The organism is Microbacterium sp. RU1D, from assembly GCF_900156435.1.
Taxonomy (GTDB): Bacteria; Actinomycetota; Actinomycetes; order Actinomycetales; family Microbacteriaceae; genus Microbacterium.
The window spans coordinates 1,513,322-1,527,125 of record NZ_FTPQ01000001.1; the positions used below are offsets into that span (position 1 = coordinate 1,513,322).

Annotated in this window: 17 protein-coding genes; all 17 read left to right on the top strand. The window is 73.6% G+C overall.

Going from position 1 to position 13,804, the window contains the following annotated elements:
• Positions 1-75 precede the first annotated feature (75 nt).
• The 17 genes from B0B15_RS06845 to B0B15_RS06925 all read left to right on the top strand — a co-directional run bounded on the left by B0B15_RS06845 (position 76) and on the right by B0B15_RS06925 (position 13,768).
• Positions 76-702: a FliH/SctL family protein gene (locus B0B15_RS06845; protein ID WP_176776580.1), complete on the top strand. Its 627-nt coding sequence runs from the start codon at positions 76-78 to the stop codon at positions 700-702.
• Positions 699-2,024, top strand: coding sequence for a FliI/YscN family ATPase (locus B0B15_RS06850; RefSeq protein WP_076674440.1), 1,326 nt, complete (start codon positions 699-701; stop codon positions 2,022-2,024). Before B0B15_RS06845 ends, B0B15_RS06850 begins: the two co-directional genes overlap by 4 nt.
• Complete coding sequence (locus tag B0B15_RS06855) at positions 2,021-2,446, top strand: flagellar export protein FliJ (RefSeq protein WP_076674443.1); 426 nt, start codon at positions 2,021-2,023, stop codon at positions 2,444-2,446. Before B0B15_RS06850 ends, B0B15_RS06855 begins: the two co-directional genes overlap by 4 nt.
• Positions 2,443-2,823 carry a hypothetical protein gene (locus B0B15_RS06860; protein WP_076674445.1) on the top strand — a complete coding sequence of 127 codons (381 nt, stop codon included), beginning with the start codon at positions 2,443-2,445 and terminating at the stop codon, positions 2,821-2,823. Before B0B15_RS06855 ends, B0B15_RS06860 begins: the two co-directional genes overlap by 4 nt.
• Positions 2,820-5,090, top strand: coding sequence for a flagellar hook-length control protein FliK (locus tag B0B15_RS06865; protein ID WP_076674447.1), 2,271 nt, complete (start codon positions 2,820-2,822; stop codon positions 5,088-5,090). The genes B0B15_RS06860 and B0B15_RS06865 overlap by 4 nt, the downstream gene beginning before the upstream one ends.
• Positions 5,091-5,101: 11 nt before the next feature.
• Positions 5,102-5,545, top strand: coding sequence for a flagellar hook assembly protein FlgD (locus B0B15_RS06870; protein WP_076674449.1), 444 nt, complete (start codon positions 5,102-5,104; stop codon positions 5,543-5,545).
• A 37-nt stretch (positions 5,546-5,582) separates the two neighbouring features.
• A complete protein-coding gene (locus B0B15_RS06875) occupies positions 5,583-6,746 on the top strand; it encodes a flagellar hook protein FlgE (RefSeq protein WP_076674452.1) in 1,164 nt (387 codons plus the stop codon).
• A 104-nt stretch (positions 6,747-6,850) separates the two neighbouring features.
• On the top strand, positions 6,851-7,069 hold the full coding sequence (locus B0B15_RS06880) for a flagellar FlbD family protein (RefSeq protein ID WP_076674455.1): 219 nt from the start codon (positions 6,851-6,853) through the stop codon (positions 7,067-7,069).
• Between the two features lie 5 nt (positions 7,070-7,074).
• On the top strand, positions 7,075-7,878 hold the full coding sequence (locus B0B15_RS06885; protein WP_076674458.1) for a motility protein A: 804 nt from the start codon (positions 7,075-7,077) through the stop codon (positions 7,876-7,878).
• Entirely contained in the window at positions 7,875-8,687 is an 813-nt protein-coding gene (locus B0B15_RS06890) for an OmpA/MotB family protein (protein ID WP_076674460.1), read from the top strand. The genes B0B15_RS06885 and B0B15_RS06890 overlap by 4 nt, the downstream gene beginning before the upstream one ends.
• A gap of 29 nt (positions 8,688-8,716) precedes the next feature.
• Complete coding sequence (locus B0B15_RS06895; RefSeq protein ID WP_076674463.1) at positions 8,717-9,613, top strand: flagellar motor switch protein FliM; 897 nt, start codon at positions 8,717-8,719, stop codon at positions 9,611-9,613.
• The gene (locus tag B0B15_RS06900; protein ID WP_076674465.1) at positions 9,610-10,266 is read left to right on the top strand and encodes a FliM/FliN family flagellar motor switch protein; all 657 of its coding nucleotides are present in this window, start codon (positions 9,610-9,612) and stop codon (positions 10,264-10,266) included. The genes B0B15_RS06895 and B0B15_RS06900 overlap by 4 nt, the downstream gene beginning before the upstream one ends.
• Positions 10,263-10,694, top strand: a complete 432-nt coding sequence (locus B0B15_RS06905) for a flagellar biosynthetic protein FliO (protein ID WP_076674467.1) — start codon at positions 10,263-10,265, stop codon at positions 10,692-10,694. Before B0B15_RS06900 ends, B0B15_RS06905 begins: the two co-directional genes overlap by 4 nt.
• A gap of 116 nt (positions 10,695-10,810) precedes the next feature.
• Entirely contained in the window at positions 10,811-11,635 is an 825-nt protein-coding gene (fliP, locus tag B0B15_RS06910; RefSeq protein ID WP_076674470.1) for a flagellar type III secretion system pore protein FliP, read from the top strand.
• Positions 11,632-11,910 (top strand): flagellar biosynthesis protein FliQ, encoded by a 279-nt coding sequence (fliQ, locus tag B0B15_RS06915; protein WP_076674472.1) that lies wholly within the window; start codon positions 11,632-11,634, stop codon positions 11,908-11,910. The genes fliP and fliQ overlap by 4 nt, the downstream gene beginning before the upstream one ends.
• Positions 11,907-12,668: a flagellar biosynthetic protein FliR gene (locus B0B15_RS06920; protein WP_076674475.1), complete on the top strand. Its 762-nt coding sequence runs from the start codon at positions 11,907-11,909 to the stop codon at positions 12,666-12,668. Before fliQ ends, B0B15_RS06920 begins: the two co-directional genes overlap by 4 nt.
• Positions 12,665-13,768 (top strand): EscU/YscU/HrcU family type III secretion system export apparatus switch protein, encoded by a 1,104-nt coding sequence (locus B0B15_RS06925; RefSeq protein ID WP_076674477.1) that lies wholly within the window; start codon positions 12,665-12,667, stop codon positions 13,766-13,768. The genes B0B15_RS06920 and B0B15_RS06925 overlap by 4 nt, the downstream gene beginning before the upstream one ends.
• Positions 13,769-13,804: the final 36 nt, after the last annotated feature.

Below are 13,804 nucleotides of genomic sequence, written 5' to 3' on the forward strand. Positions count from 1 at the left end.
TAGTCGGGCACGAGCAGGGATCGCTCGTCGACGTGGCCACGGATCGGCTTCCCCAGAACCCCCCGGGTGACCGCCGTGACCGATGCAACCTTCACACCGCTGGTGCCGCCGCGCCTCGGCGGGAGCACGCCGGATGCCCGCGCGATCAGCGCGAAGGCGCGCGTGCGCGGATACGCCGACGGATTCGCCGAGGGACGCCGGCGCGCCGAGGAGGAGCTCGCGCGCTCCCGCGCCGCGCTCGAGGCGCGCACCGCACAGCACGACGCCGCGACGCGCGAGGCGCTGCGCACGGCGCTCGCGGCGCTGGATGCGGTCCGCTCCGACCTGGACGGGCATCTCGCGAGACTGGTGGCCGCCGACGCCGAGCGGGTCGAGGAGCTGGCGATCGGTCTCGCCGAGGCGATCCTCGACGTGGAGCTCTCGGATGCCACTCGCTCGGCTGCGCACGCGGTGCGCCGCGCCGTGGCGGAGGCCCCCGTGTCGACGTGGGTGCGCGTGCACCTCTCCGATCGCGACGCGCGCACTCTCCGCGACGGCGCATCGCCGATCCTGACGGAGGCGGAGGTCGTCGTCTCGACGGACGTCGATGCGGGCGGGGCGGTCGTGGAGCTGGCGGACGCCCGCGTGGACGCGCGGATCTCGTCGGCCGTCGCCCGTGCCCGCGCGGCGCTGCGCGCCGACGACGGGGGAGAGTCCGCATGAGCGGCACCACCGCGTCGTGGCGACGCGTGCTGACCGCCGCGCGACCGGAGCGCGCGGGCACGGTCACGGCCGTGGTCGGTCTCGGGGTCGAGGTGCTCGGCATCCGGGCCGCGGTCGGCGATCGCGTGGGCATCGGCGCGGAGGGCGGTCGACGCGTGGAGGCGGAAGTCGTCGCGGTCGACGGGGCGACCTCGCGCTGCATGCCGCTCGCGCCGCTCACCGGAATTCGGGCGGGAGCGTCGGTGCACCACGTCGGCGCCGCGGCGCTCGTGCCCACCGGATCGGCCCTGCTCGGGCGCGTGCTCGACGGTCTCGGACGCCCCATCGACGGTCGGGGGCCGCTCGTGGGCGCGCGGCGCGTCGCGCTGGGCAACGACGCCCCCAGCGTGCTCGGTCGCCGGCGCATCGATCGTCAGCTCGGGCTCGGGGTGCGCGTGCTCGACACCATGACCCCCGTCGGGGTGGGTCAGCGCCTCGGCCTGTTCGCGGGATCGGGTGTCGGCAAGTCGTCGCTGCTGTCGATGATCGCGCGCGGATCGACCGCCGACGTCACCGTCATCGCGCTCGTGGGCGAGCGCGGCCGCGAGGTGCGGGAGTTCCTCGAGGACGACCTGGGCCCCGAGGGCCTCGCCCGGTCGGTCGTCGTCGTGGCGACCTCGGATCAGCCGGCGATGGCCCGTCTGCGCTCGGCGTTCCTCGCCACGCGCATCGCCGAGGCGTTCCGCGACGACGGGCGCGACGTCGTGCTGATGATGGACTCGCTCACCCGCGTGGCGATGGCCCAGCGCGAGATCGGTCTGTCGGCGGGGGAGCCGCCCGCGACGCGCGGTTACCCGCCGTCCACGTTCTCGGTGCTCGCCGCCCTCCTCGAACGCGCCGGCACCGGAGCGGACGGATCGATCACGGGGCTGTACACGGTGCTCGTCGACGGAGACGATCACAACGAACCGATCGCGGACGCCGCGCGCGGCATCCTGGACGGTCACGTGGTGCTGGACCGCTCTCTCGCGGTGCGCGGCCATTTCCCCGCGGTGGACGTCCTCGGTTCGGTCTCGCGCGTGGTCGGCAAGGTGACCACGTCCGTCCAGCGGCAGCGCGCGGTGACCCTGCGCAGCGTCCTCGCCGCGCGCCGTCAGGCGAACGACCTCATCGACATCGGGGCGTACACGCACGGGGCGAACCCCCTGGTGGATGCCGCGCTGCTGCACCAGCGCGCGATCGACGCGTTCCTCACACAGTCGATCGACGAGCACTCGACGACCGACGAATCCTGGCGGCAGCTGACCGCCTTGACCGAGACCTTCGGAGGCATGAACGCATGACGTTTCCCTTGGCGGGCCTGCTGCGCGTGCGCGGCGTCCAGGAACGTGTCGCGGCGGAGGACGCCGCCCGGGCGCGCACCGAGGCGCGCGCGGCGGAGTCGGCCGCGCAGCACGCGGTGACGAGCCTCGCCGCCGTGTCGACCCGCATCGACGATCCCGCGACCCTACGGGCCATGGCCGCCGCCCGCGCGGCGGGCCAGGCGTCGCTGGCCGACCTGCAGGTGCTCGCGAGCCTGCGGCGCGGCGACGCGGCCACCGCCGAGGCGGCGCACGTCGAGGCCCGGCGCGAACTCAAGGGGCTCGAGCGGCTCGAGGGCACGCACCGGGCGCGCGAACGCGAGACCGAGGCGCGCACCGAGCAGAACGCCCTCGATGAGATCGCCACCACGCGCGCGGGTCGCGGCGAGGGGAGCGCCGCGTGAGCGTCGACGCCGTGATGGGGCGCGTCGAGGCGATCTCGGGGCAGATCTCGTCGCTGCAGCCGGCGGCCGCGGAGAAGACCGCCGCGGCGCCGACCACCGGCGTCGCCGGCGGTGCGGAGACCACCGCGACGGCGACGACCTCGTCGACCGCGGCGACGCGATTCGCCGACCTCCTCGAACAGGCCGCCGCGGCCGCACGGGAGCTCGCCGCGCCGACGACGCCGGTCGCGGCGGCGACCTCCGCCGCCGCGTCCGCCGCGCCCCGCGCCCAGAACCCGGCCGAGCTCGCGGCGGCGCTGCAGACGCTGTTCGCCGCGGGCACGGCCGGCACCGGTGGGCTCGGTGCCCTCGCGACATCGACGGGGCGCAGCGCATGACCCTCCTCGTGCCGCCGGCTTCCCCCTCGGCGGCGGCTCCTGCGGCGGGAGCGGCCGCTCCGACCGCCCCGGGCTCCGCGTCAGCGAGCGCATCGGCCTTCGGCGAGGAGTTCTCGCGTGCAGCCGACGCGCTCGCGCGGGCGACCGACGCGCGACCCGCGCGCGTGCCGTCGACGGATGCCGGGGGCCCGGCGTGGGAGGAGACGTCCGAGCGCGCGCGCACGGCGACGGCGTCGACCGGTCCGGCGGCGAGCGAGGTGGTGGCATCCGCTCGGGTGGCGTCAGCGGCCGCAACGGGCGGACCTCCCGCCCCGTCGGCCGGGGATCCGGAGACGGGCGGTCCGCGCCCGACGGAGGGGGCGACCGCACGCCCGGTGCTGCGGACGATGCCGGCGGTGTGGGTCATGCCGACGCCCGAGCCGGTGCCCGCCGCGTCGCCCGCCGGGACGTCGCCCGCCGGAATCCCGCCCGTCCCGTCCTCGCCTGCCCGGACCTCGCCCGCGGGGACGGACCAAGGCGGATCGACCCCGGACGAGACGACGGCCGGCGCGATCCCGGAGAGGCCGACTGCCGCGGGGACCGCGGGGGGCACGACGCCCGCCGATCCCGCGTCGGCTGCGGCCGCCACCGCACCCCCCGTGCTCTGGACGATGCCGGGCCGCGTCGACCGCGCGCTGCCCGATGCGGCACCGACGGAGGGAGGGCGGCCGTCGGTGCTGCGGACCATGCCGGCCGAGGCGACTCTCGCCCCGCTCCCGCGGGATGCCGCTGTCGGTGTGGATGCCGCGGCGCCGCCGGCTCCATCTCCGAACGCGGGTCCGCTCCGGGACGGCCCCGCCACCCCCGCCACCGGCGGCATCGCATCCGCGGCGAACCCGGCGGGGGAGGCCGCCGCCGCACCGCCGCCCGCGAAGACGGCCGTCGCCCCGGCGCGATCCGCGGAGACGGCGGCCTCCGTGTCCGGGTCGGCCGTCGCGCAGCCCGTGCCCCCGTCCGTGCGAATGCCGTCGACGGCATCCTCCGGCGCCGACGGCTCAGCTTCGGGGATGCCGGCCTCCACCCCCTCGGTCGGGATCGACGCGGCCGGACTCCCGTCGACCACTGTTCCCCTCGGCGCGATCTCGGGCGGGGGAGCCGCCGCTGCCTCGGCGCCCGGCACCCCGGCTTCCGCCGCCACGGCCGCCACCGCCGCCGGCCCCTCCGCGGCTGCAACGTCCGCGGCCGCGGCGTCCGGCAGCGCCGCTCCCGGTATCGCGGCGTCCGGCGGCTCCGCCTCGGGCGGTTCGGCCTCCGGCGCGTCGGCCGCGCCCGTCCCGGCATCCGTCGCCGTCCTGGCATCCGCCGCGCCTCCCTCCGCGGGCCAGACCGCGGCTCGACCCGCGCCGGCAGCCGCCGTTCCGGCATCCGTCGCGTCCGCCGCCGTGCCGGCATCCACCGCGCCTCCCTCCGCGGGCGAGGCCGCGCCTCGGCCCGCGGCCCCGGCCCCCGCTGACAACGCCGCGCCCACCGGGCGAACGGCGGCGTCCTCGGCCTCGGGCACCGTCGACCCGCCCCCCGCCCCGTCAGCGGAACCGACGGCGAGGCCGCACGCCACCCCGGCCCCGCCCACCGGCGGCACCGGCGCGCCGACCGCCGCCGCGCCGGCGTCCGTGCCCGCGGACCCGCGCTCGGCGACGGGCTCCGCGACGCCGACCCCGCACGCATCGGCCGTCGCCGCCGCCGAGAACGCGAGCCCCGCAGCCGCGGCGTGGGTCCCCGCGTCCGCCGCGACGTCGGCCGCGACGCCTCCGGTGCCGCCCGAGGCCGCGACCCCGCGCGCGGTCGCGGCGCAGATCGTGCCCGCCGTCGTGCATCTCGCCCAGCGCCCGGCGGGGGCGCACGAGCTCATCCTCACCGTGCGGCCCGACGCGCTCGGTCCGGTCACGGTCCGCGCCCGTATCGGCGCAGGGGGAGAGGTGCGCGTCGAGCTCTCGGGCGCGACGGACGCGGCACGCGAGATCCTGCGGACGATGGCGTCCGACCTGCGCCGCGACCTCGCCGCGATCGTGCCCCACGCCCAGCTCGCGGTGGGGACCGGCGACGGCGGGGCCGCCGACCGCGGAGCGTCCGGCGGGTCGGGCGGTGCGCCCGGCGATCCCCCCAGCGACCAGCGCGACCGCGCCGCCGCCTCCCCGTCCGCCGACACCCGCCCCCGATTCGTCGGCGCGCCCGCGCCCATCGACACCCCCCGCGCCGACGCCGGCGGCGGGCTCGACATCTTCGCCTGAGAGGACCCCCCATGACCGTCGACGCCGTCACCGCGACAGCGACCCCGTTCGCGACCGCGACCACCGGTGCCACCGGCGCCGCGACCAGTGCCGCGAGCCCGAAGAAGGAGCTCGACAGCGAGGTGTTCATGAAGCTGCTCGTCACGCAGCTGACGAACCAGGACCCGTCCACCCCCATGGACACCAATCAGATGATCTCGCAGACGACCCAGCTGGCCATGATGGAGCAGCTCACCGCCATGAGCCGCAACAGCTCCGAGGCCTTCGCCCTCAACATGCGGCAGGCGGCCACCGCCCTCATCGGCCAGCGAGCCGGCTACCTCGACGCCACCGGCGCCCCCGCATCGGGGATCGTCTCGAAGGTGTCGTTCGAGGGCTCCGTCCCGCAGGTGACGATCGGCGACGTCACCGTCGCCCTCGACGCGATCACCTCCGTCACCCCTGCCACCCCCTGACCTCCACCGCTCGACCACCCACACGAAAGAGACCTCCATGCTCCGTTCGCTCTTCTCCGGGATCTCCGGACTCCGCTCGCACCAGACGATGCTCGACACGACCGGCAACAACATCGCCAACGTCAACACCGCGGGCTTCAAAGGCTCCTCGGTGCTCTTCGAGGACTCGCTCTCGCAGGTCGTCGGCGAAGCCGGCATCCCGGATGCCGCGAACGGAGGTCAGAACCCCGCGCAGGTGGGTCTCGGCGTGCAGGTCGGCGGCATCCGCACCAACTTCGCCCAGGGTGCGGCGCAGACGACCGGCCGTGGCAGCGACCTGATGATCCAGGGCGACGGGTTCTTCGCGGTCCGCTCGGGCGGCGAGACCCTCTACACCCGCGCGGGCGGGTTCTCGTTCGACGGCCAGGGCAAGATGGTCACCGCCGACGGCTCGCTCGTGCAGGGCTGGTCGGGGCAGAACGGGGTGGTCGACACCGGTCAGGCGCCCGGCACCATCTCGATCCCGCAGGACCTCGTCTCGGCTGCCCGCGCCACCACCGCCTCCACCGCCACGGGCAACCTGCCCTCCACCGCCGCGGTCGGCACGCAGCTCGTGCGCGACATCGCGGTCTACGACGCCCAGGGCACCGAGACCTCGCTGAGCCTGACGTTCACGCGCACGGCGGCCGGCTGGGACGTCACCGAGCCCGTCAGCGGTGCCACCGGTGCGCTCGTCTTCACGGACGGACGCCAGACCGCCGGTCTGACGCTGAACGCCGGCGGCATCGCCGTCGATCTCGGTGCCGTGACGGGCTTCGCCGACATGAGCACGGTCGCCCTCACCGGCCAGAACGGCGCCGCCGCGGGGACGCTGAAGTCCTACGCGATCACGGCCGACGGCTCGATCGTCGGCACCTTCAGCAACGGACGCACCGAGACGCTCGCGAAGATCGCCATGGCGACCTTCGCCAACGCCGAGGGGCTCGAGAAGGTCGGCGGCACGGCCTACCGCGCGAGCGTGAACAGCGGCGAGGCGCAGATCGGCGAGGCGGGACGAGCGGGGGTCGGCTCCCTCCTGTCGGGCGCGCTGGAGATGAGCAACGTGGACCTCTCCCAGGAGTTCACCAACCTCATCGTCGCGCAGCGCGGATTCCAGGCGAGCGCGCGCGTCATCACCACGAGCGACGAGGTGCTGCAGGAGCTGACCAACCTCAAGCGTTGACCCCGAGGTCCGGATCGACGCGGCCCGCCCGGGTTACCCCGGGCGGGCCGCGTCGCGATAGTCCCCACCGTCCCCTCCCGCAGTGAAAGCCGAGACCGTCCCCGATGATCACGCTCACCCGCCTCGACCGCACGCGGTTCGCGGTGAACCCCGATCTCATCGAGCGCGTTCACGAGTCTCCTGACACGACCCTCCACATGGTCGACGGTCGGGTGTACAACGTCGAGGAGAGCCTCGACGAGCTGATCTCGCGGATCGTGGCCTACCGGGCGCGCGTGCTCGCGGCGGCGTCCGCGCTCACGGCATCCGCCGCCCAGGACTGACCGACGTGGACATCGCATTCATCCTCGGCGTGGTCGCCGCCTTCGGCGCGCTCTACGCCATGATCACGATGGAGGGCGCGTCGCTGAGCGCGCTCTTCCTGCCCGCGCCGATGATCCTGGTGCTGGGATCGACCATCGGCGTCGGCATCGCCAGTCACACCCTCCGTGACGCGATCACCGCCTTCGGCTCGCTCGGGCGCATGGTGCGCGGCCCGCGTTCCACCCCCGCCGCCGTCATCCCGGTCCTCGTCGGCTACGCCGAGAAGGCCCGCACCGACGGCCTGCTGCGCCTGGAGGAGGAGCTCGACACCGCTCCCGACGACTACACGCGTCGCGCCGTGCAGGCCCTCGCCGACGGGGTGGATGCCGAAGACCTGCGCACCCTCATGCTCGACGAGATCGACTCGGAGTCGGCCCGCAACCGGGTCTCGGCGAAGTTCTTCGCCTCGCTCGGCGGCTACGCCCCCACGATCGGCATCGTCGGCACCGTCGTCTCGCTCACCCACGTGCTCGAGAACCTCAGCAAGCCCGACGAACTCGGTCACATGATCGCCGCCGCCTTCGTCGCCACCCTCTGGGGCCTGCTCTCGGCCAACTTCATCTGGAACCCGATCGCGGGTCGCCTCAACCGCATGGCCACCCTCGAGCAGGAGCGGATGACGCTCGTGTGCGAGGGCATCCTCGCGATCCAGGCGGGAAGCCCGCCCCGCCTGCTCGAGGAGCGTCTGCTGGCCATGACGACTTCCCCGCCGGCGAAGAAGAAGCAACCGCGCCCCGACCCCGCTCCCGCGGGGGAGGACGCGGCGTGACGAGCGCCCGACGCGCGGGCGGACGCGGACACGAGGATGCCGCGCACGACGAGCCCGACGAACGGTGGGCCGTGTCGTACGCCGACATGGTGACCGTCCTGATGTGCCTGTTCATCGTGCTGTACGCGGTCTCGGTCGTCGACGAGACGAAGTACGACCAGCTCAAGAACGGCCTGGCGGCCGCGTTCGGCCAGTCCCAGGTGGAGGGCGGCGGCGATCTCACCGAGGGATTGGTGATCCCGCCGGAGCTGCTCGACGACGACGGGGTGCGCGACGTCGCGGCCCGGGCGGCGCAGGAGCTGGACGGCCTGGAGAAGATGCGTCAGCAGATCACCGACGCCCTGGCATCCCAGGGTCTGCAGGACACGGTGGACTTCGTCATCGACGATCGCGGTCTGAAGATCGGGCTGGTGGGGGCCGAGACCTTCTTCGCCGACAACCGGGCGGACCTGAGTGAGAAGGCCGATCGCGTCCTGGCCCTCATCGGTGACGTGCTCGCGGCCTCCGGAAACCAGATCAGCATCGAGGGTCACGCCGACCACCGCGCCGCCGTCGCTCCGTTCGAGAGCAACTGGGAGCTGAGCAGTGGACGCGCGACGAAGGTGGCGCGCTACCTCGTCGAGCAGAAGAGCATCGCCGGCACCCGCGTGCAGGCGGTGGGCTTCTCCGACCAGCGGCCGATCGTCGCCGGCGACAGCCCCGAAGACCTCGCGGCCAACCGTCGCGTCGACATCGTCGTGCTCTCCGGCGCCGACGAGCAGGTGCGCTCCCTCATCCCCGGTCTGGTGCAGGCCGGCACGCAGAGCTGACCCGTGAAGAACTTCCTGGAGGACACGCCATGACGACAGCGGCCGTTCGCGACGACCCCCTCCGTCGCTATCCCGCGTACGATTTCAGCCGCCCGGCGCAGCTGGGTCGCGAGCACACGCGCCAGCTCGAGGCCGCGTTCGAGACCTTCGCGCGTCAGTGGGCCTCCCAGCTGACGGCCAAGGTGCGCCTGCGCACCCACCTCGTCCCCGCGGGGCTCGAACTGGTGTCGTACCAGGAGTACGCCGACACCCTCCCGACCACCACGGCGATGGTGGCCGGCTCCACCGCCGACCGCGAGGAGCCCTGCGTCGTGCAGTTCGGTCTCGACAGCGCGCTGATGTGGGTCGTGCAGATGCTGGGCGGCAAGCCCGCGGCGGACATCGAGGCGCGCACGCTCACGCCGATCGAGACGGCGCTCATCCTGCAGCTCATGGACGGCACCTTCGAGCTGCTCAGCGCGTGCCTGGGCCCGCTGCTGCCGGGCGCCGTCACCTTCTCGGGCCTGCACGAGAACCCGCAGTACATGCAGGTCATCTCGCCGGGCGAGGCCGTCATCGTGGCGCGCTTCGCGATGAGCGCGGGCGAGGCGCGCAGCACGGCGACGGTGATGCTCCCGGCCGCGATCGTCGTGGACCAGCTCGCCGAGAGCGACCGACACGCCGCGACGGCCCACCGCGAGGGGGCGATGCGCGACCAGGTGAACGACACGCCCCTCGAGGTGTCGCTGCGCGTCACGCCGCGCGTGATCGGCGCCGGCGAGGTGCTCGACCTCGCCCCCGGCGACCTGCTGCGCTTCGCCCATCCCGAGACGAAGCCGTTCGAACTCGTCGTGGGCGGCACCCCGATCGCCCGCGCGGTGCCGGGCGCGCAGGGCTCGCGCCTCGCCTGCACCATCACCACCATCCACGAGGAGAAGACCCGATGAGCACCTTCCACGCCGCCGCCATGGCCGCCGCGATCGCGGCGAAGCTCCCCTTCGCGTTCCCGGTGCTCCCCGCCCCCTCCACCGACCCGGGTGCCACGGGCCGCGCCGTGGCGGTCGCCTTCACCGGGGCCCCCGGAGCCACCGTCGCCATCCAGATCGCCGACGTCGCAACCCTCGACGACGGATCCGTCGGGAGCGCCCTCGCCGACCGTCTGCATCCGGTCTTCGAAGCGGCCGTCGCCGTGCTGGGGGCCGGCACGCTCGGCGACGGCGAGGAGGTCGACGCGGCGGGGGTGTTCACGGTCGCCGGCGCCCAGGTGTTCGATCTCGTGCGCGAGGACGGCTCGGTCGTCGCGCGCGCGGCCGTCCGCATCGACGACGCCGCGGCGTCCGCGCCGGCGGCCCCCACGCGCATCAGCCGCATCGCCGGGGTCGAGATGGAGCTCGTCGTCGAGATCGGCCGCACGCGCATGGCGGTGCGAGACGTCCTCTCGCTCGAACCCGGCCGGGTCGTCGAACTCGACCGTGCCGCCGGCTCGCCGGCCGACATCACCCTCAACGGACGCCTGATCGGCCACGGCACCGTCGTGGTGGCCGACGGCGACTACGCCGTGCGCGTCGAGCGCATCATCGACCAGGCGGAGAGCGCATGAGCGGCGACGAACTGCTCCTGGCGCTGCGCACGATCGTCTCGCTCGCGGCCGTCATCGGACTGCTGCTGTTCCTCGGCCGACGGCTGCAGAAGGGCCAGGCGGCCGGCGGCAGCCCCTTCGCGGCGCTCGTGCCGCGCCGTCTGGGGCGTCTGCGGGAGCTCGCCGGCGCGCGCGTCGGGGCGGCCCCGCGCTCCCAGACGGAGAAGATCACGCTCGTCGCCCGGACCACCCTCGGCGCCAAGGCCCAGCTCGTCGTCGCCGAGTTCGGCGGCATCCGGTACGTCCTGGGCGTGAGCGAGAAGGGCATCGACGTCGTCGACACCCAGGAGGTCCCGGCGGCCGAGGGCGACGCGTCCGAGAACGTCATCTCGCTCGCCGAGGCGGGCGCGACCCGCGGAGAGGATGCCGGGGCGAGCACCGCGGCGTGACCGGGGCGGCGTCGTCGGTTACGCCCGCCGCCACCGTCGCGATAGTGGGTCGCGAGCACGGATCGCTCGCACCCCTGGCTACGGATCGGCCTCGACACCCTCGCGAAAGTGCCGTCGTGCCCGCATCCGTCTCCCGTGCCGTCGCGGCGCGCGTCGACCCGCCGCGGCGTCGACGTCTCGCGCAGCGGGCGGTCGGGACCGTCGGGGCGCTCGTGCTCGCCGGCGTTCTCGATCTGGCCACGGCCCGGGCCGCGTCCGCGTCGACGGGGGATTCGGGCGGCATCAGCATCAACGGGATCAACGGATCCCCGTCCGACAGCATCACCACCCTGCTCGGCATCACGGTGCTCAGCGTCGCCCCGGCGCTGCTGCTGATGATGACGAGCTTCACGAAGATCTTCGTCGTGCTCGCGCTCACCCGCAACGCGCTGTCGCTGCCGTCCATCCCACCGAACCAGGTGCTCGCGGGACTCAGCCTCTTCCTGACGCTGTTCATCATGTGGCCGGTGCTCGCCGACATCAATCAGGTGGCCGTCACGCCCTTCACCTCGGGGCAGATCGACTTCGGTCAGGCCTTCGACGCGGCCCAGCAGCCGCTGCGCACGTGGATGCTGCACTTCACGCGCGAGGAGGACATCGCCCTGATGCACCGCGCGGCGCAGATGGACAATCCGACCGCGCCCGACAGCATCCCGCTGTACACGCTCATCCCGGCCTTCATGCTGAGCGAGCTGCGGGCGGCGTTCGTGATCGGCTTCATCGTCTTCATCCCGTTCCTCATCATCGATCTCGTCGTCTCGAGCGCCCTGATGTCGATGGGCATGATGATGCTCCCGCCGGTCATGATCTCGCTGCCCTTCAAGATCCTGCTGTTCCTCCTCGTCGACGGGTGGGGGCTGGTCATCACCTCGCTGGTGCAGTCGTATCGGGGCGCCGGATGAAGCCCGAGGCGGTCATGGACATCGGCCTGAGCGCCCTGATGCTCGCGGCCAAGCTGAGCGCGCCGCTGCTCATCACCGCGCTGGTGGTCGGCTTCGCGATCTCGCTGCTGCAGTCGATCACGCAGGTGCAGGAGATGACGATGTCGTTCGTGCCCAAGCTGATCGCCGTGGGCATCGCGCTGCTGGTGTGCGGCAACTGGATGATCGCCGAGAGCATCGCGTTCACGAACGAACTGTTCGCGCGGATCCCGTCGCTGCTGAACGGCGGAGGATGAACATCCCCCTGGACTTCGTCTGGCTCGAGGCCACGGCCCTGGCGATCGTGCGCATCACGGCGTTCCTGGTCATCGCGCCACCCTTCAGCCATGGGGCGATCCCGCTCCGCGTCCGCGCGATGCTCGGCGTCGGCCTCGGCCTGGCCGTCTCGCCCGTCGTCGTCGCCGGGTACCAGCGCCTCGACACCGGCGGGTTCCTGCTCGCGCTCGCCGGCCAGGTGCTCGTGGGGAGCCTTCTCGGCTTCCTCGTTCTGGTGCTCTTCAGCGCGGTCCAGAGCGCGGGTTTTCTCGTCGACACCTTCGGCGGCTTCCAGCTCGCCCAGGCCTACGACCCCGGGATGAACGTCAACGGCGCCCAGTTCACCCGTCTGTTCCAGATGACCGCGATCCTGCTCCTGTTCGCCTCCAACGGATACCAGCTCGTGCTCGGCGGTCTCTTCCGCTCGTTCGACGCCGTCTCCGTCACGGGGACGATCGATCTCGGACGGCCCGCCGAGGTGCTCACCGACGCGGTCGGTCAGATGCTCGTGAGCGCCGTGCAGATCGCCGGGCCCCTGCTCATCGTGCTGTTCCTCGCCGACGTCGGACTGGGGCTGGTCTCGCGCGTCGCGCCGGCCCTGAACGCCTTCGCCCTCGGGTTCCCGATCAAGATCGCGTTGACCCTGCTGCTGGTGGGGTTCGTCTTCACCGCCCTGCCCGCCATCGTCTCCTCCCTCGCCGGCGAGGCCGCGCAGGTGCTGATCGGGGTGACGCGATGAGCGGGACCGACAGCGGGGAACGCACCGAGAAGGCGACGCCCGAGCGCCTGCGCAAAGCCATCCGCAAGGGGCACATCGGCCGCAGCCAGGACTTCACGGCGTGGGTGTGCATCGGCGCCGCGGGCGTGATGATCCCGTCCACGGTGGATGCCGCGTCCCGGGCCGTGTCCGCACCCCTGGCGGCCCTCGCGGCCGTGGCGCGTGACCCCGATCCCGCGCGGGCGGTCGAGGCGATCGGCGCCGCCGTCGGCACGGTCGGCGAGGTGCTCGCTCCGCTGCTCGTCGTCGTGCTGGTCGCCACGACCGCCACGGCGATCGCGCAGGGCGGCATCCACCTCCGCGGCATCCCGACGCGCGTCGAGCAGTTCGACGTCGTGGCGGGGCTGAAGCGCATCGTCGGCAAGGCGGCGCTGTGGGAGGGTGCGAAGGCGCTGCTGAAGACGGCCGCCATCGGCGCCGCCCTGTGGATCGTCGTCGCCGGACTCGTCCCGGTGCTGATGGGAAGCGGGCGCCACACCGTCGGCTGGCTCCTGGAGCTCGCCGGCGGGGGAGTGGCGACCCTGCTGCAGGTGGCGGTGGCGGTGGGCCTGCTGCTCGCGGCGATAGACGTCTTCGTGGTGATGAAGCGCAACCGCCAGCACACGCGCATGACCAAGCAGGAGGCGCGCGACGAGCACAAGAAGAGCGAGGGCGACCCGCTCATCAAGTCGCAGCGTCGAGCGCGCCAGATGGCGGTGAGTCGCAACCGCATGATCGCGGCCGTCGCCGACAGCGACGTCGTGCTGCTGAACCCGACGCACATCGCCGTGGCGCTGCGCTACGAGCCGGGCAGATCCGCTCCGCGGGTGGTCGCGAAGGGCGCCGGGGTCATCGCGCAGAAGATCCGCGAACGCGCGGAGAGCGAGAAGGTGCCGATGGTGCGCGACGTCGCGCTCGCGCGCGCCCTGCACGCGGCGGTGGAGGTCGGGCACGAGATCCCCGAGCACCTCTACACCGCGGTCGCGCAGGTGCTCGCGTTCGTCCAGCAGCTGAACAAGAGGGGCTCGCGCGCGGGGACGCACACGATGCCCCCCGCGGCCCTCGTCGGGCGCGACCTGTGACGGCGCCGCGCCGACACCGGAACACCAGGAGGAAGC